The 17043-nt window shown below is 50.9% G+C and carries 15 protein-coding genes and 1 riboswitch; of the genes, 10 read left to right on the top strand and 5 right to left on the bottom strand.

The window, feature by feature from the left end; translation table 11 throughout:
• Window positions 1-2 precede the first annotated feature (2 nt).
• From kdpB to FE783_RS34045, 4 genes are all read right to left on the bottom strand, one after another.
• On the bottom strand, window positions 3-2033 hold the full coding sequence (gene kdpB, locus FE783_RS34030; RefSeq protein ID WP_138883858.1) for a potassium-transporting ATPase subunit KdpB: 2031 nt from the start codon (window positions 2031-2033) through the stop codon (window positions 3-5).
• 21 nt (window positions 2034-2054) lie between these two features.
• On the bottom strand, window positions 2055-3734 hold the full coding sequence (gene kdpA, locus FE783_RS34035) for a potassium-transporting ATPase subunit KdpA (protein WP_138883859.1): 1680 nt from the start codon (window positions 3732-3734) through the stop codon (window positions 2055-2057).
• Window positions 3735-3765: 31 nt separating this feature from the next.
• On the bottom strand, window positions 3766-3843 hold the full coding sequence (kdpF, locus tag FE783_RS39070) for a K(+)-transporting ATPase subunit F (protein WP_420799793.1): 78 nt from the start codon (window positions 3841-3843) through the stop codon (window positions 3766-3768).
• A gap of 141 nt (window positions 3844-3984) precedes the next feature.
• Window positions 3985-4395, bottom strand: coding sequence for a hypothetical protein (locus FE783_RS34045; RefSeq protein ID WP_138883861.1), 411 nt, complete (start codon window positions 4393-4395; stop codon window positions 3985-3987).
• Window positions 4396-4521: 126 nt separating this feature from the next.
• Window positions 4522-4707: riboswitch (cyclic di-AMP (ydaO/yuaA leader) on the bottom strand.
• A 307-nt stretch (window positions 4708-5014) separates the two neighbouring features.
• Between FE783_RS34045 and FE783_RS34050 the strand changes: the two genes are divergently transcribed.
• The 8 genes from FE783_RS34050 (at window position 5015) to FE783_RS34085 (ending at window position 13356) form a co-directional block, all read left to right on the top strand.
• Entirely contained in the window at window positions 5015-6580 is a 1566-nt protein-coding gene (locus FE783_RS34050) for an ATP-binding protein (protein WP_138883862.1), read from the top strand.
• Window positions 6567-7268 (top strand): response regulator, encoded by a 702-nt coding sequence (locus FE783_RS34055; protein ID WP_138883863.1) that lies wholly within the window; start codon window positions 6567-6569, stop codon window positions 7266-7268. The genes FE783_RS34050 and FE783_RS34055 overlap by 14 nt, the downstream gene beginning before the upstream one ends.
• Window positions 7269-7705: 437 nt before the next feature.
• Complete coding sequence (locus tag FE783_RS34060) at window positions 7706-8353, top strand: GntR family transcriptional regulator (RefSeq protein WP_138883864.1); 648 nt, start codon at window positions 7706-7708, stop codon at window positions 8351-8353.
• A gap of 174 nt (window positions 8354-8527) precedes the next feature.
• Window positions 8528-9349, top strand: coding sequence for a metallophosphoesterase family protein (locus FE783_RS34065; protein ID WP_158302181.1), 822 nt, complete (start codon window positions 8528-8530; stop codon window positions 9347-9349).
• Between the two features lie 22 nt (window positions 9350-9371).
• A complete protein-coding gene (locus FE783_RS34070) occupies window positions 9372-10154 on the top strand; it encodes a tyrosine-protein phosphatase (protein WP_138883866.1) in 783 nt (260 codons plus the stop codon).
• 56 nt (window positions 10155-10210) lie between these two features.
• Entirely contained in the window at window positions 10211-11533 is a 1323-nt protein-coding gene (locus tag FE783_RS34075; RefSeq protein ID WP_238403353.1) for an ABC transporter substrate-binding protein, read from the top strand.
• A 13-nt stretch (window positions 11534-11546) separates the two neighbouring features.
• Window positions 11547-12518, top strand: coding sequence for a carbohydrate ABC transporter permease (locus tag FE783_RS34080; protein ID WP_138883868.1), 972 nt, complete (start codon window positions 11547-11549; stop codon window positions 12516-12518).
• 19 nt (window positions 12519-12537) lie between these two features.
• Entirely contained in the window at window positions 12538-13356 is an 819-nt protein-coding gene (locus FE783_RS34085; RefSeq protein ID WP_138883869.1) for a carbohydrate ABC transporter permease, read from the top strand.
• A gap of 93 nt (window positions 13357-13449) precedes the next feature.
• Here FE783_RS34085 and FE783_RS34090 read toward each other — a convergent pair whose 3' ends face one another.
• Window positions 13450-14550: a serine hydrolase domain-containing protein gene (locus FE783_RS34090; protein ID WP_138883870.1), complete on the bottom strand. Its 1101-nt coding sequence runs from the start codon at window positions 14548-14550 to the stop codon at window positions 13450-13452.
• A 486-nt stretch (window positions 14551-15036) separates the two neighbouring features.
• Here FE783_RS34090 and FE783_RS34095 point away from each other — a divergent pair, with 486 nt between their 5' ends.
• The gene (locus FE783_RS34095; RefSeq protein WP_138883871.1) at window positions 15037-16452 is read left to right on the top strand and encodes a helix-turn-helix domain-containing protein; all 1416 of its coding nucleotides are present in this window, start codon (window positions 15037-15039) and stop codon (window positions 16450-16452) included.
• A 125-nt stretch (window positions 16453-16577) separates the two neighbouring features.
• On the top strand, window positions 16578-17043 hold a 466-nt coding region (locus FE783_RS34100), incomplete at its 3' end, for an LON peptidase substrate-binding domain-containing protein (RefSeq protein WP_202916310.1).

A 17043-nucleotide genomic window follows, 5' to 3' on the forward strand; every position in this document is an offset into this window, starting at 1 on the left:
AGTTAAATCCACAAATGAACAACAAGGTCGATTAGCTTGATTCCGACGAACGGAACGACGATTCCGCCGAAACCATAAACGAAAATATTGCGCTGCAACAGCTTCGTCGAGCTCATCGGCTTATATGCCACACCTTTCATGGCAAGCGGGATGAGCAGCGGGATAATGATTGCGTTAAAGATGAGAGCAGACAAAATGGACGACAGAGGCGAGCCGAGCTTCATGACGTTCAAGACTTCCATTTCCGGAATGGCCAGCGTGAACATCGCCGGGATAATGGCGAAATATTTGGCCACGTCGTTGGCGATACTGAACGTCGTCAAGGCGCCGCGCGTCATGAGCAGCTGCTTGCCGATCGCCACGACTTCGATGATCTTCGACGGATCAGAATCCAAATCGATCATGTTGGCCGCTTCTTTCGCCGCCACCGTCCCGCTGTTCATTGCGAGACCAACATCTGCTTGAGCCAGCGCCGGGGCATCGTTCGTACCGTCTCCCGTCATCGCTACGAGCTTGCCTTCCGCCTGCTCTTTGCGAATGACGGCGATCTTATCCTCCGGTTTGCTCTCCGCGATAAAATCGTCCACACCGGCTTCAAGGGCAATCGTAGCCGCCGTGAGCGGGTTATCGCCGGTACACATGATCGTTTTGATCCCCATTTGGCGAAGCTGATCAAACCGTTCCCGCATCCCCGGTTTGACCGTATCCTTCAAATAAATCAACCCGAAAATGGTATTGTCTACCGCAACGGCGAGAGGCGTACCGCCTTCTTTGGCTATCGCATTGCCCTTTTGCTCCAAATCCGCCGGAATGGACCCGCCTTGGGCTTCCACCCACTTTTTCACGGCATCGACCGCACCCTTGCGCACCTTTCGGCCATCCTTCAAATCGATTCCGCTCATACGGGTTTCGGCCTTGAATTCGATGAATTCGCCGCCAATCGTGATCGATTCGTTTAGAGAGAGTCCTTGCTTCTTCAGCAGTTCCAGGACCGAACGACCTTCCGGCGTTTCGTCTTTCACGGAGCTGACCGCCGCCCATGTTGCCACGGTCTCCACATTTTGGGAACCTACAGGGATAAATTGGCTTGCCATTCGGTTACCGAACGTGATCGTACCCGTTTTGTCCAAAATCATTGTGTTGATGTCGCCGGACGCTTCCACCGCTTTACCGGACATAGCGAGCACATTGAACTGCGTTACGCGGTCCATGCCCGCAATCCCGATCGCGGACAACAATCCGCCTATCGTCGTCGGGATCAAGCAGACGAGCAAGGAAATCAGGACCGGGATGGACAGCTCGATTTCCAAAAATTTCGCAATCGGAGCGAGCGTAACGACGACGATCATGAAAATAAGCGTCAAGCTTGTAAGTAGCGTATTAAGAGCAATTTCGTTCGGCGTCTTCTGCCTTTTCGCCCCTTCGACCAAAGCGATCATCCGATCGATAAACGACTCCCCGGGATCGCTCGTAATCTTCACTTTGATCCTATCGCTTACGACGCGAGTCCCTCCCGTTACGGAGCTGAAGTCGCCTCCGGCTTCCTTGATCACCGGCGCCGATTCCCCCGTAATCGCCGATTCATCAACGGAAGCTAAGCCTTCGATCACCTCGCCGTCGCCGGGAATCATTTCGCCTCGCGAAACGACGACGATATCTCCTTTGCGAAGGTCGGTAGACGGAACTTGTTTGATCCCGCCGTTTACGACTTTGTTCGCTGTAATCTCTTTCTTCGTCTTCTTGAGGGAATCCGCTTGCGCCTTTCCACGCCCCTCCGCCAAAGCTTCCGCGAAGTTGGCGAATAGCACGGTAAATAGCAAGATCAGAAAAACGGTCAAATTAAAGCCTATGCTTTCTTCTGTCCCAAAGTAATCCGGAAATACGGTCATCAATAGCACGGTGAACGTCCCTACCTCGACGACGAACATGACCGGATTTTTCATCATGGTGACCGGATTCAGTTTGACGAAGCTATCTTTGACGGCATTCCTGATCATGTCGCCGGCTAACAATTTCTTTCTATTCGTACTCATGTTCGCAGTCCACCTTTTTTATCAACGAATCGTCAAATGTTCGGCAATTGGCCCCAGCACGATCGCCGGCAAAAACGTCAGCGCCCCGATAATCAACACGATCCCTACCAGGATTCCGACAAACAAACCGTTATCCGTACGGAACGTACCGATCGTCTCCGGAACCCATTGCTTGCGTACGAGAGATCCGGTGACCGCCAGAAGCGCAATCATCGACATGTAACGCCCGAATATCATGACGAGCCCCGTTGTAATATTCCAGAACGGCGTATTGTCGCCGAGTCCCTCGAAGCCCGAGCCGTTGTTGGCTGCGGAGGACGTGTATTCATATAACACTTGTGAAATGCCGTGGAAGCTTGGATTCGTAATGGCTACTGTGCCAAGTTCCGAAACGAGAGCAATCGCGGTTGGAGCGAGAATGATGAAGGGGTGGATCAAAATCGTGATCGCAATCAGCTTCATTTCGCGCGCTTCGATTTTGCGTCCCAAAAACTCCGGCGTTCGTCCAACCATCAAACCGCATAAGAACACGGCCAAGATCGCGTACATCAGCATATTGACCAGGCCGACGCCTTTTCCCCCGAACACGCAGTTCAGCATCATTAGTGCGAGCGGCGTTATACCGCCGAGCGGTGTCAGTGTATCGTGCATATTATTGACCGTACCTGTCGTAGCCGCAGTCGTTACGGTCGTGAACAAAGCGGATTGCGGGATGCCAAATCGCACTTCTTTTCCTTCCATGCTGCCTTGAGAGGCGTCGATGCCCAGTCTATTCATCACCGGATTGCCATTGGACTCGGACACATAAACGGAAGACAAGAATAGGACGAACACGATCATCATCGCCGAGAAAATAACCCATCCCTGCTTACGGCTTTTGGCGAACAAACCGAATGTGTAAGGCAGCGCCGCAGCAATCATCCACATGTACAATATTTCCAACACGTTCGTAAACCCATTCGGATTTTCAAATGGATGGGCCGAGTTTGCGCCGAAGAATCCGCCGCCGTTCGTGCCAATATGCTTGATGGCTTCTAAGGAAGCAACCGGCCCGATGGCGATTTTCTGCTCCTGGCCTTCGAGGCCCGTTACGGACAGCGTCGGTTTGAGCGTTTGCGGAACCTGGAAAGCAACCAGAATCATCGTGCCGACAAAGGCGAGCGGTAAAAAGACCCGCGTATGGGCCTTGACGATATCCTCGAAGAAGTTCCCGATCGTTTGTCCTTTGCTCGTGATCCCTCTGACGAACGCGATGGCGACGCATAAGCCGGTCGCGGCGGAAGTGAACATCATCATCATGATAACGGCCATCTGGGAAAAATAAGACAAACCCGTTTCCCCGCTGTAATGCTGCAAGTTCGTGTTGGTCATAAAGCTGATGACCGTATTGAGCGTCAGCGTCTGCTCCATGTTATCGATCCCGTTCGGATTGAACGGTAATAATTTCTGCGTTCTTAAGATGAAGTAACTGACAGCCACCAGCACAATATTGGTTAATAGAAAGCTGAGGCCGTATGTTTTCCAGGTCATGCCCTTGCGTTCCTTCAACCCGATCAGGGCAAAGATCGGTTTTTCGGCCCATATGAAAAATTTGTCGGTGCCGTTCGATTCATTGCGAAATACATTGTACAAATAAGTACCTAACGGTTTGACCAAAAGTACCAGAAGCAAGATCACGACGACAATCTGCAAAACGCCCATGATAAACGATATCCTCCCTTATACGGATCCGTTAAAACTTCTCCGGGTTAATCAACGCGTAGACCAAGTAAAGAAAAATAAACACGGTAAATGCAAATACGACGATCATTCGCGTTCTACCCCCGTCTCCTCGATGACCTTGCCGCACCAAGTCAAGAAGCCGGAGAACAAGACATAGGTCCCCGCAAGGATCAAAATCATATACAGATCCAACATTTCAATCCCTCCCAAAAATGTTTCATCAACGTCCTCATCCGACCAAGGATTGGATCAAAAACGACACATCGTCGCTGTTTGTATGAATGACGTAGCTGGCTCCGAGAGCTTTGTAGATCAACCGCGAGTTGCCCGAACGTGTAATCAAATAGATGGGTTTCGAGGTCCATTTTCTGCATAATCGGATATACCGGCAACTCAGGTTCAAGCTTTTTTCGAACAAGAACACTTTCCCTATGGGATATTCCGGCAAGATCCATCTATTTTCTTCCGTACTATCCACCATGATTATTTTCCTTACTCCAAGTTCCTCCAGTCTTCCTTTCTCTCTTTTGTTGTTGGCCATTGCCGCGAAATGCAGCCCGTGGATCATCAATTGACGAATAAACGCTTCGCCGGCTTTATTGAGAGCCGATACGAGAATAACTTCTTGCTGCTTATCCATGACATTCTCCTCCCGATCATTAGAAGAGAAGGCAACAAAAAAGAAGCCTACGATTGGAGAAGAACTCCTCTCGCGGCTTCTTCAGGCACAGCAAAATAAACCGTGTCTTCCGAATGACGATCGATCGTTGCCTCTCCCGATACGCTTACGAGGTTAGCTGTCGGATTCGGGCGGTGAGAGTCGCCCTACCTTCCGCCCATGCGCGGCGAAAGGATTCACCCCATTCGGTTCCGGTCAGCTTGCTCTCACACAAGCCCCGGTCCGCGTTTGGTTCCCCCGTTTTCCTTGTCGGAAATTCAGCGTTATAGAATGAAAAATGATTCCATTCATCGAATGTATCTTACTCCCCGCTTTCGATGGTGTAAAGCGAGACGCTTTGCATATCCATTGAAATCGGGAAATAAACGAAGGGAACAGCGTCACCTTGTCGAATGATCTCCGTTTTCCTCGCGAATGCTCGCGGTTTTACGCATTTTCAATCATTTTTATGGAATTTTTACACCTTTGGCGGTTTATTTTATCGCTTTTTTACAGTACATTAGATACGGAATTTCTGTTTCAAGGACGGTAGCCTATAATAATATGGACCGCAATACGGAGAAGCAGGAAGTGATACGTTGTGAGCAAGCCGAAGGTCTTAAGTTTGCCGTGGATACCTTATGCAAGCATTACGGTGCTGGTCGCATTGCTGACTGCAGCCTTGCATCCGTTTGGACTTGCTTTCGATTTGGTCAATATCGCGCTTATTTATTTATTTCCGGTGCTGTTGAGTGCGGTCTATTGGGGAATCCTCCCCGCCTTCTACGCCGCGGTCTTAGGTGTGTTGGCGTTCGATTTCTACTTCGTTCCTCCGGTATTAAGCTTTACGGTTGCGGACTTGCGCTATTTGATTTCATTCGGTGTGTATTTGGCGGTAGCCGCGTTGACGGCCAGCTTGGCGGCGAGACTAAAGCAGCAGCTTCACTACTCCAAACAAAGAGAAGCGCATACGGCTGCACTCTACGCGCTAAGCCGGCAAATAAGTGCCATCACAGACATTCATTCCTTGCTGGATAACGTCTCCCGGCAAATATCGCATTCAATCGGCACGGAGATCGCTGTTTATATGCCGAATGACGACAACCGGCTAATACTCACCCACCGGTCCGCTGTCCACACCGATTGGGGTGAAGGTGATAGCGAAAAGGTCATAGCCAATTGGGTATACGAACACGGCGAACCCGCCGGAAAAGGATCCCATACATTGAGAGAATCTCCGGGTTATTATGTTCCGCTCAGATCCGAGGATCAAATATATGGGGTTCTAGCGGTCAATCTGAAAGAATGGAACGGAGAATTCTCTACCGAACAACAACGGCTACTGGAAGCCCTCGCGGGTTTGGCGGCAAGCGCAATCGTTCGCATCGAATTGGCGGAGAAAGCCAAAATCGCTCATTTAACCGCAGAATCTGAACGGCTTCGTACCGCAATATTGGATTCCGTCTCCCATGAGCTGCGTACTCCTTTGGCGACCATTATCGGATCGGTCACCGGCCTGATCGAAGGCGAACACATTTTCTCTTCGGAGGATCGTATGGAGTTGCTCTCCACGATCCGGGACGGTGCCTTGCGAATGAATCGATTGGTGAAAAACCTGCTCGGCATGGTGCAGTTGGAAAGCGGTATGCTGCGTCTGAGGAAAAATTGGTGCGACGTGGAGGATTTGATCGGTGTCGCGTTAGCTCAAGTCAAGGACTTTCAGCAGCATCGTAAGCTGTGGGTACAACTTCCGGGATATGTCCCTATGGTACAGGGGGATGAAGTATTGCTGGAGCAAGTGTTGGTGAATGTGGTGAGCAACGCAATTAAGTATAGTTCGGATCATAGTGAAATCGTTATCTCCGTATCGACTGAAGATGACAAATTAATCCTCTCCGTCGCCGATCAAGGGATTGGACTCGAAGCCGACGAGTACAATCGGATATTTGAAAAGTTTTATCGTTCAACCTCAACTGCACATGTCACCGGAACGGGATTGGGACTTGCGATATGCAAAGGGATCCTGGAGCTTCATGGCGGGACGATTTCAGCCAAGCCGAATCAACCTCAAGGGACCGTAATTACGATTACGCTTCCCATGAACGAACAGAGCAGACAGCTTCTCACGCCAGACGAAAAAGGATCGGAGGGTTATGAACATGAATGAGCACGGTCCACGCATTCTGATTGTCGATGACGAGCCTCAGATTCGCAAACTTTTGAAAGTCACCTTACAGGCGCATAAGTTTGAGATTCACGAAGCGTCCACAGGCGAGGAAGGCGTGCGCCAAGCTTCCTTGATCGTTCCGGATTTAATTGTGCTTGATCTCGGGTTGCCGGACATTTCCGGCCTGGATGTGCTCAGTCGCATTCGGGATTGGTCTAGCGTGCCGATCATCATACTGACGGCAAAGGATCGGGAGGAAGATAAAATTGTGGCGCTCGACAGCGGTGCCGACGATTACGTGACGAAACCATTCGGTATGGGAGAACTGGTCGCCAGAATTCGTGTGGCGCTTCGGCATGTGGCCAAATCGATAAACGAGCCCATCCTCCAGTTCGGAGAACTGACGATCGATCTGGCCCAGCGAATCGTAGAATTGAACGGTGAACGGGTCAAGCTGACGCCGACGGAATATGACCTTCTGAAAATCCTGGCTTCCAATGCCGGGAAGGTCGTAACTCAGCGGCAGCTGCTCCAGCAAGTGTGGGGAAGTCAACATAATGAGACCGACAGCCACTACTTGCGGGTGTATATCGGACACCTGCGTAAAAAGCTGGAAGAAGACTCCACCCAGCCCAAATTTATCGTTACAGAGCCGGGTATCGGTTATCGCTTTTTGTCCCGGGAATAACGGACAAATTCGTATTCTCTGAGACGGAATGGCCGATTTGGGGCGATGGTTTCGGACGTACCGATTTGGAAAGAATTCAACTTAATGAAGATTCCGTCTGGTTACGTGTTTCGCGACATGGATAAATCCCTTGAATCAGAGTGAGGAGCGTAAATAACTACTCCTATGTCCAAAGGGTGGTTTATTCACGCTCCTACTACTTGTTTATCTTTAGATCGGCTTGCCCCCCATTATTTTGAACGTTTTGTCCTTTATTTTGCGCTTGTCCTTCATTACGCAATCTGTTGACTTCTTCGCGAAACTTAGAGACCTCATCACGAAGACGGTTAAATTCCGCTTCGAGAAGGGTTCGTATTGCCCACATGGGACAAACACGCTATACTGATAACAATTCATTAGGACCCTTCCGTTGGACGTTATAAAGGAGTTCTGCCCACATGTCCGAAATGCCGCTTGTCGAGATTGCTTACCAGGATATACGCCAGAAATTGCTGAATGCCGAGTATTTGCCGGGCCATCTGCTCTCCGAGAGCGAGTTGGCGAACGGCCTGAACATGAGCCGGACGCCTGTCCGATCCGCCATCGCCCAGTTGGAGAAGGAAGGGTATGTCGAAACGCTGAAGAAGCGCGGCATTCTCGTCAAGGCAATCGACATCAAGGAGCTGTATGACATATTCGACTTGATGACCGCCTTGTACTTCTTCTCCCTGGATGTCGCCGAACAACAGCAGTACGAAATCGATCTGGACCGGATGCAGCTCTTCCTGAATCAGCTCATCGAGGCCAGCGAGCATAAAAAATACCGGGACTACTATGAGAACGGCCTGTTGTTCATGCAAACGATCCTCGAGGCGATCGACAACCGAGCGATCCTGCAGACGTTCCAAGCGTACAAGGACAAACTGCTGTTCTTCGTAGTGGCCCACCGCTCCCTCAAAGGCTCGAATCGCCCTTATACGGGGAAGAAGCTGTATGCGGACATTTTGCGTCTCCTGAGGGATGGCAATTTCAAGGCTGCGAAGCAAGCGATCCTGGAGTCCAAGTGGAATGCCAGAGAAATGCTGCTGCGAAGCGTGACCCTATAAAAGCGTGAAAAGAAGACTTCCCATGTGTTGTGCATGGGAAGTCTTTTTATTTTTTTACAAAACCTTCACGTCGGGTTTATACAGCTTTTACATACAAGATGCACAATTCTTGTATACAAGTTTATTCGGCTTGTAAACTTGAACTTAAAATCGAACCTATGGAGGCGCACCCTTATGAAACAAGTTAAGTTTATTCATCTCACCGACACCCATATGAATGCACCGCACACGGAAGGCCCCTTCGTCAAGCATCGGTTTGCCGACAAAGTGAAGCAAGTGTTCGCCCATGTTCAGCAATCCGGCCTTGCTCCTTCCTTTGTCCTGATCACCGGAGACTTGTCGCACGAGGGCAACGCCGAGGATTATGCCTACATCCGCACCGTGCTGGACGAATGCTCCGCGCTAGTGGGAGCGCCCGTATATGTCGTTCTGGGCAATCACGATCATCGCTCGGCCTTCCGTCAAGGCTACCTCGGCGAGACGCCTTCGGAAGAAGCGTACTATTACTCCGTCACGATTGACGGTCTGCGCCTCATCGGCCTGAATTCCCAAACTCCCGGCAAGCACAGCGGCGAACTCGACGAAGCGCAGCTCGCCTGGCTGGACGAGCAGCTGAGCACGACGGCTCCGCTCGGCACGATTGTCGGCATTCATCACCCGCTGCTGCATGTGGGCGGGATGAGCCCCGATCATTTGCTCGCCAACATGGAAGCGATCGGTCAGCGGCTGCGGCAGTCGGATGTCGTCGGCATCATGGCCGGCCACGTTCACTCCCACAACGTAGGGCGCTACCAAGGCGTCCTGAGCGTCGCCGCATCGGGAACGGCATTCGCCGGCGAGATCGTCGATAAAGATCATTTCCGGATGTATCATTTCTGCAGCTACAACATCGTATCCGTACATCCCGACGGCGTCTCCGTCCAAACCGTCATCCTGCCGGACAGCAACGCCGAAATCGCCCGCTTCCAGATGTCGCTCATGGCCGCCCAACACTAATCCTAGAAAGGACTACAGCTTCATGACTACTTTAATGCCTCCTTGCCTGCTGCCCCTGGAGGGCGCAGTCAACTTCCGCGATCTGGGCGGACTCCGCACAGCCGACGGAAGAACCGTCAAGCACGGCCTGTTGTTCCGCGCCGCCGAGCTGACCGGCCTCACCGCCGAAGATCACCGGCAGTTGAACGCTATCAGCTTCAAGAACGTCCTGGACTACCGCAACAAGGCCGAGGCCGAACTCAAGCCGGACCCGGCCATCGGGCAAGCCGTCAACACCCGCATCCCGGTCAATCCGGCCGCCGATGCCCACCCGCACCTGTCCATGGAGGACTTGTTCAAGAACGGCCTGCACCGGGTGTTCACCGCAGACATGCTGCTGAAGATGTACTCGGATATGCCGCTCAGCAACGCGTCCTATAAGCAGCTGATGCAGATGCTCCGCGAGCCGGAGCGCCACTTGCCGCTCGTCCAGCACTGCGCCGGCGGCCGGGATCGCACCGGGGTAGGCAGCATGCTCATTCTGCTCACGCTCGGCGTTCCGTATGAAACCGTCATGGAAGACTATTTGCTGTCGAATACGACCCTCGTGGTCTATCATGATCTGATGTTCGAAATGGCGGCCCGTTATATGGCGGCCGACGATTTGCTCCATTTCCAGGAAGCGATGCGCCTGCAAGAGCGGTACCTCGATGCGGCGATGAACAGCATTACCCAAGCCTACGGCGCCTTTGACCGTTACTTGGATGCCGAATTCAGCATTGACACCGCCACTAGACAAAAGATTCAAGCGTATTGCCTGGAGTAGCCGCTACCAGGATCGCCAACCTGAGGATGACCCGAAAAACGAGGAGGAACTTTTGTATGGAGGGCAAGAACAGAAAAGCCGGCCTGCTGCTGACCCTGGTTGCGGCCATCGGACTGAGCGGATGTGGCGTCGCCGCTTCGCCTGAGTCGAAGGCCCCGGAGAAGCTCGCGCTCCTGGACCCGAGCAAACCGACCAAAATCACCTTTTATTCCTACAGCCTGGCCTATCCTACTATGAAAGCCGGCATGGAGCAATTGATCCAGGAGTTCAACGATACGGTCGGCAAGCAAAAAGGAGTGGTCGTGGAAGGAGTGCCCGATGCAACGCTCCAGCAATTCAAAGCGGACATCTCCGCCGGCAAACCGGTGGACATCGTTCAACACGGCTTCAGCACACTTGATACGTCCCGGAAAACGCTAGGGTTCAAAGCCTATGAGGACGTGTTCCCCAAGGAAGAGCTGGACGCCCATTTCAAGGGGATCTCTCCGAACGCCCTGGAGCTGGGCAAAATTGACGGCAAAATGTACGGCCTGGCCTTTACCTTCAGCACCCCGATCGTGTTCATGAACGGCAAGCTGTTCAAGGACGCCGGCCTTGACCCAACGAAGCCTCCGCAAACATGGGAGCAAATCAAAGCCGCTTCGCTCAAAATCAAAGCGGCGACCGGGAAAGCCGGCTTCGCTCTCGGTCCGAACAACGGCTGGGTTACGGAAGGCTTGATCCTGAGCAACGGCGGAGAGGTGCTGACCAAGGATCGGAAGAAGGTCGCGTTCGCCGGGCCGCAGTCGGTGAAAGCGATCGAGATGTGGAAAGACCTGTACCAGAACGGAGCGCATGCCGTAGGCAATGACAGCGAGCTGACGGAGCAATTCATGGCTGGCAACCTGGGGATGTTCATTACTTCGACGGCGCTTCACAGCGGATTCAAGAAAGCGTCGGAAACAGGAGGCTGGGAGCTGTATGGCGCGGCATTCCCGCAGTTCGGCGACAAGCCATCCGTCCCGGTCAATTCCGGCAGCATGCTCGCCGTCCGTCCGGACAGCCCGACGAAAAACGCGGCCGTCTGGGAATTCGTCAAGTTCGTCACCGGAGACCGCGGCTATACGATCATTACGACTAAGGTCGGGTACTTGCCGCTGCGCACCGGACTGGCCGACGACCCGAACTACCTGAAGCCGTTCGTGGATCAGAATCCGCTGTACAAGATCAACCTGGAGCAGCTGAAGCGCATCCAGCCTGTCGCCATCTGGCCAGGCGATTACGCGACCGAGATCACCACCGCCTTCTCCGACGCGATCGTGAAGTCGGTTATCTCGAACGAGGATGTCGGCAAGACGCTGACGAAAGCCCAAGACGAAATCAACGCGATGCTGAAATAAGAGAGGAAACACCATGAGCCAAGTTATTGACAATAAGGTCGCGCCCCCCTTCATGGGGAAAGCGGAGAGAGTGAAGGTGAAACCGCGGTGGTCGGCCCAACGCTTCGCCAGGCTTAAGCCGTACCTGTACCTGCTGCCTGCCTTGCTGCTGCTCGGCCTCTGGATGTACAAGCCGCTTCTGCAGACGTTCTACCTCGCTTTCCACCGATGGAGCATGGTGCCGGGGACGGTGCCGGTCTACGTGGGCGTGGACAACTTCATCCGATTGTTCCAGAACAAAAGCTTCGCCGGGTCCATCGGGAACACGGTGTTCTACACGCTCGGGCTGCTGCCCTTCTCCATCGTCATCCCGATCTTGCTCTCCAACGCGACGCATCGGATGAACGAGCGGGTCAAAAATTTGTATCGGGCGTTATTCTTCATTCCGATGATTCTGGCCCCGGTCTCGGTGAGCGCCATTTGGCGCTGGCTCTTCCACCCCACGAACGGACTGGTGAATTTGGGTCTGCTCAAGCTGGGGGTGATCCAGAACCCGATCGCGTATTTCTCCGACCCTCATTTCGCCAAGTGGATCATCTTGTTCATTACAGGGTGGAAAATGGTCGGGTTCAGCACGATCATTTTCTCGTCCGCTCTAACGAGTCTGAATCAGGAGTATTACGAAGCGGCCTCCCTGGACGGCGCCGGGCGGTTCCAGCTGTTCGCGCGCATCACGGTCCCGCTCTTGTCTCCGATGATTCTGTTCATGTTCACCATGAGCCTGCTGTTCTCCAGTCAATGGACGTTCGCCTATATCGACATATTGACCACCGGCGGCCCCTACGGCTCTTCGACCAACATTTATTATGAAATGTACAAGTTCGGCTTCTCGAATATGAACGTCGGCCTCAGCTCGGCGTCCGCCGTGGTCTTCTTCATCGTCTTCGGGATCATCGCCCTTGGGCTGAACGGATTGACCCGCAAATTCGCGTTTTACGACAACTAATCCGAAAGGAGGAACCCCCATGAAGCGACCCTCCCGGGCGTTCACGCTGCTCCAGCATGGCTTGCTGGCCATCATGTGCGTGATCGCGATCTTCCCGCTCTACTGGATGATTATCTCCTCGTTCAAGAACGAGTCGGAGATCTTCACGGCCTCCTTCGTGCCGATGCAGCCGACTTGGAGCAACTACACGTACGTCTTCAAGGAAATGCCGATCGTCCGCATGATGTTCAACTCGTTCAGCGTCGCGATTCTGATGTCGTCGTTCCAACTCGCGACCGGACTGTTGGCCGCCTATGCCCTGGTGCGTTGGAGATTCCGGGGCCAGCTTTTCATCTTCTCCATGCTCAGCCTGACATGGCTCATTCCTTTCCAGTCGGTGATGATCCCGAACTATGTGCTCGTCAATCAATTGGGCATGAATGAAACGACGCTGGGTATTGTGCTGCCGTTCGCGGTCTCCACCTTCGCCATCCTGTCGCTGTACCAGAGCTTCAAGCAGTTCCCTAAGGTGCTGATCGAAGCGGCATGCATCGACGGCCAAAGCGACTTCGGCATCTTAACCCGGCTCATCTTGCCCAACATCAAATCCATGGTAGTGTCCCTGGGCATCCTTCAGTTCATCCACGGCTGGAACGAATACTTATGGCCGATGCTGATCACGAAGAAGATGGAGCATGCCCCCCTGCAGATCGGATTAAAGCTGTTCGTCAACTCCGACACCAACATGTGGGGCTCGCTGATGGCGGGAACAACGATCTCCTGCTTGCCGATTCTCCTCCTCTACCTCTTGCTTCAGCGGCAAATCGTGGATTCCTTCGTTCGATTCGGGATCAAATAATAAACAAAACCTCCGGCTTGCCGCACTAGCGGCAAAACTCGGAGGTTTTGTTATTTCGGCGGGAGCGTGTGGCTTAGTGTGATTCAACTATCGTTATCCGTCGTTGAGCCCTCTTATTATTGATTTACTCTTTTCAAGAAACTCCCCTAGAAACTTCTTGCTATTGAAACTGTGCACCTGACTCATTCTTATCACTATTAAATCCCAGCTTGGAACTACCATTGCTACATTTAATCCAGCACCTGAAAGAACAAAGGCATCTTTAGGCAATGATGTCGAGAGACTTCCATTCGTGTTTGAACGTAAACCAAGACCATAATCGAGCTGAACCCAACTGACTTTTTTCATTTCATCTAAGTACCACGAAGCGACAATCTGTTGATCTTCCCATTTGCCGTTCCTAAGCAGTAAATAGGCAAACCTTGCAAGATCCCGAGATGTCATGTCAGGACCTGCACATGAAGGTTGATAAATTTTCTCTCCCCATAAATAACTAGGTCCACCTGAGTACCAAGATGTTTTCTCTATTCCAATAGGAGAAAATAAATGATTCTCAATACTTGTATGTAATTGGACACCTGTAAGATGTGGCGAAATAACTGCGAGATGGTTATATCCTACATTGCTATATCCAAATTTTATTCCTGGTTCAGAATAAAGCTGCATTGAATCGGGATAGTGCTCACAATGTCCTACCGTATATGGAACGAATAAAAAATTTTCGCCCTGAAATACCTCAGGTGAAGGCCTTAACCCCGAAGTGTGATTTAGAATGTGAGTAAAAGTAATAAGGTTTTTCCGGGGATCAGACAAAGGAAAGCCCTCGGGTAAATACCTAATATCGTAAACAGGACTCTCAAGATTTATCTTTATAGGTATACGTCCACCACTTGAGTCCTCAATCCATTTACTGACCATACATGCCGTCATAGTCTTACCCATAGAAGCTGTCCAGGTTGGTGTATATTTTGTTTCGGGACGATCATATCTTTCGCTAACTATCCAACCATCTTTGATTACTAATACCGATAGGGGCGATTGTCTTGCAGGCGGTACTGATTGGATCTCCATGTTCCAATCGACGAACTCCCGAGTTGCTTCCAAATCTATGCCTAGACTTGATATGTCATCGTTATGTACAAGAGTTCTCCATCCATCTTTTGTTTCAGAAGAGGGAAAGTAGAAATTAGACATTTTTTCACCCTTTTAGCATTTTTCTTTATTTTATTCTGTGTTTATTTCAGGTTCCCTCCTAATTATGAAGTGACCAATTGTCCGGCGACACAAACATAGGTGCATAATCCTGAATGAATTGTGCCGTCCTAAAGGGCACGATAGTTCATTCACACAGGGGAGCAGTTCGTCGTCGGCAACTGTCCCTATTTCATTATAGAAACGGGAGAGCGGTTTTTATGAGATACCCAAATATAGTGACAATAACATCGCGGAGATATTTATGGAGTTGCCACTGGATTGATTGCTTTGCTTGTACCGTCTCATTAAAGTAACGGGAACCCGTAGTTCAATAAACATCAATTGAAGGCTGCCATGAAAAGGGCAGTCTTTACTTTTTTGAAAACATAAAATCTAGATGAGACTTTCTGATAATTTTGAACATATTGGATACGATCTCCTTTGCTATAATAATAACCAAGACGAAATGGACAGCAGGTGAAAAGTATGAGCTACGTGGAGTCCGTGCAAAGGGCGATCGACTATATTGAAGAGCATTTGGACGAGGAGCTTGATCTCTCCAGCATTGCGGAAGAGGCTTATACATCGGTCGCCCAATTGTATCGGGTGTTCTACGCGCTTACCGGACATCCTGTAAAAGATTACATTCGCAAAAGAAGAATAAGCGTTGCAGCCAATCACCTGAGATACTCTAAACGTAAAGTGGAGGAGCTCGCTTGGGACAGCGGATTTGAGTCTTACCATTCTTTTGCCAAGGTGTTCAAGAAGATCGTCGGTTTAACTCCGGCCACCTATCGCAACGCCGAACTGTTCTTCAGCTTCGAGCCGATCCGTCTATACGAGCAAATTACCTACAAGGAAGATAAGGAACAAGCTGAGCTCTTCCCCGACGTCAAAGTGATCCGGTTCCTGCCTGACAAGATGTATACCTATTTGCACATCTCTAACCATGAAGAAGGAATGGAAAATGAGGCATTCCGGACTGTTTTCGAAAAACTCGGTGTAAGTGAAACTGCTAGGAACAACAAAGTACGTGTTTTTGGCTACAATGTGGATCTTCAGGAAGAAGACGGCAAGCCCCGGTATGGTTACCGAGTGCTGATTGAGGCTGCAGAGGAATGCATGGTTAATAGTACGTTAACCGAGGAGCCGTTCACTGGAGGGCTGTATGCGGTAAGAAAAGTCGCCGCATTATCCCCAAAGACGATACAGGACGGATGGGATCGGCTATTGTCAGAATGGTTGCCGAAAAGTACATTTGACATTGGCACGCATCAATACATTGAGGAGTTTATTGCGTACAACAGGAAGGTAACGAGGATGAACCTGTATCTTCCCGTGCAGCGAAGTCTCCATAACGAACCGATCGAAGTCGTTGAGCTGACGGAGTCAAAGGCTTTCTTCTATCGGGGATATGGAGCCGAGGCTCAAAAGGTTGCCGAACGACGATTGATCAATTGGTACGAGAGAGGGGCTGGCGGAAATTGGCAGGCTGGCGGAGGAACATATTATATTTCTTATCATTACGGCTTTGAAGAAACTGAAGAATACTGGTGGGAAAACGGGATCCTCAAAGCTGAGCCGGGAGCTCCGGTGTTGGATGGACTTGAAGTAAAGGGCATAGGGGCGGGTTCTTATGCTTGCTGTGTTACTAAGACATACGGGTTGTTAACCGGTGTTCTGGATAAGATACATCGTTGGATTGCGACCAACGGTAACTATTGGCTGGATGAAGAGCGGCAATGGTTCGCGGAATATCACATGTTCGAAGGAATGAATGTAGAGCGGGATTCCGTTGTGAAGGTCTATATTCCAATCCTGCCTGTGGTGAGCACTCAAGGATGGAAACCACCGGTGGAGTGCAATAAATCACATGTAAAAGGGGAGGGTGGATATCTTTGAATAATGCAAGGAAAATAAATAATGATAAAAATCTTGATGGGTACAGACCTAATCATGTGCCTAGGGCATTAAAAGTAATTTATTCTGAGGAAAACTCAAATAAGATTGTGAGGGAGGAAAAGGATATGCAGGTACCCAGTAAGCAAAAAATGCGACAACTGCCGCTCTTACCTTTAAGGGGGTTGACCGTGTACCCCGGCATGGTGCTACATCTGGATGTCGGCCGCGAGAACTCGGTCCGGGCGTTAGAGAAGGCTATGGTTGAAGACAGCATGATTTTGCTGTGCTCCCAAACTGAAGCAGATATTGAAGACCCGGCTACTGACGACATATATCGCGTCGGGATTATTGCCAAGGCGAGGAAGATGATGAAGTTGCCGAACGGAACCATTCGTGTTCAGGTCGAAGGCATCATGCGAGCGGAAGTTGTTGAATATTTGGCAAACGACTCGTTTTACGAGGTTAATGTCCTGGAGATGCCCGAAGAAGAGTCCACCGACCCGGGGATCGACACTCTTATGCGAACGGTGCTTAGCCAGTTCGAGCATTACATCAATTTGACTAAGAAGGTTACGCCGAAGACACTTGCAG

The organism is Paenibacillus mesophilus (assembly GCF_005938385.1).
In the GTDB taxonomy this organism is placed as follows: Bacteria; Bacillota; Bacilli; order Paenibacillales; family NBRC-103111; genus Paenibacillus_AB; species Paenibacillus_AB mesophilus.

Excerpts from the sequence above, each read along its gene's own strand:
- FE783_RS34075 (WP_238403353.1), top strand. The coding sequence starts at position 10,211 with ATGGAGGGCAAGAACAGAAAAGCCGGCCTGCTGCTGACCCTGGTTGCG.
- FE783_RS34080 (WP_138883868.1), top strand. The coding sequence starts at position 11,547 with ATGAGCCAAGTTATTGACAATAAGGTCGCGCCCCCCTTCATGGGGAAA.
- FE783_RS34085 (WP_138883869.1), top strand. The coding sequence starts at position 12,538 with ATGAAGCGACCCTCCCGGGCGTTCACGCTGCTCCAGCATGGCTTGCTG.
- FE783_RS34065 (WP_158302181.1), top strand. The coding sequence starts at position 8,528 with ATGAAACAAGTTAAGTTTATTCATCTCACCGACACCCATATGAATGCA.
- FE783_RS34045 (WP_138883861.1), bottom strand. The coding sequence starts at position 4,395 with ATGGATAAGCAGCAAGAAGTTATTCTCGTATCGGCTCTCAATAAAGCC.
- kdpF (WP_420799793.1), bottom strand. The coding sequence starts at position 3,843 with ATGATCGTCGTATTTGCATTTACCGTGTTTATTTTTCTTTACTTGGTC.
- kdpB (WP_138883858.1), bottom strand. The coding sequence starts at position 2,033 with ATGAGTACGAATAGAAAGAAATTGTTAGCCGGCGACATGATCAGGAAT.
- FE783_RS34070 (WP_138883866.1), top strand. The coding sequence starts at position 9,372 with ATGACTACTTTAATGCCTCCTTGCCTGCTGCCCCTGGAGGGCGCAGTC.
- FE783_RS34095 (WP_138883871.1), top strand. The coding sequence starts at position 15,037 with ATGAGCTACGTGGAGTCCGTGCAAAGGGCGATCGACTATATTGAAGAG.
- FE783_RS34060 (WP_138883864.1), top strand. The coding sequence starts at position 7,706 with ATGTCCGAAATGCCGCTTGTCGAGATTGCTTACCAGGATATACGCCAG.
- FE783_RS34055 (WP_138883863.1), top strand. The coding sequence starts at position 6,567 with ATGAACATGAATGAGCACGGTCCACGCATTCTGATTGTCGATGACGAG.
- kdpA (WP_138883859.1), bottom strand. The coding sequence starts at position 3,734 with ATGGGCGTTTTGCAGATTGTCGTCGTGATCTTGCTTCTGGTACTTTTG.
- FE783_RS34090 (WP_138883870.1), bottom strand. The coding sequence starts at position 14,550 with ATGTCTAATTTCTACTTTCCCTCTTCTGAAACAAAAGATGGATGGAGA.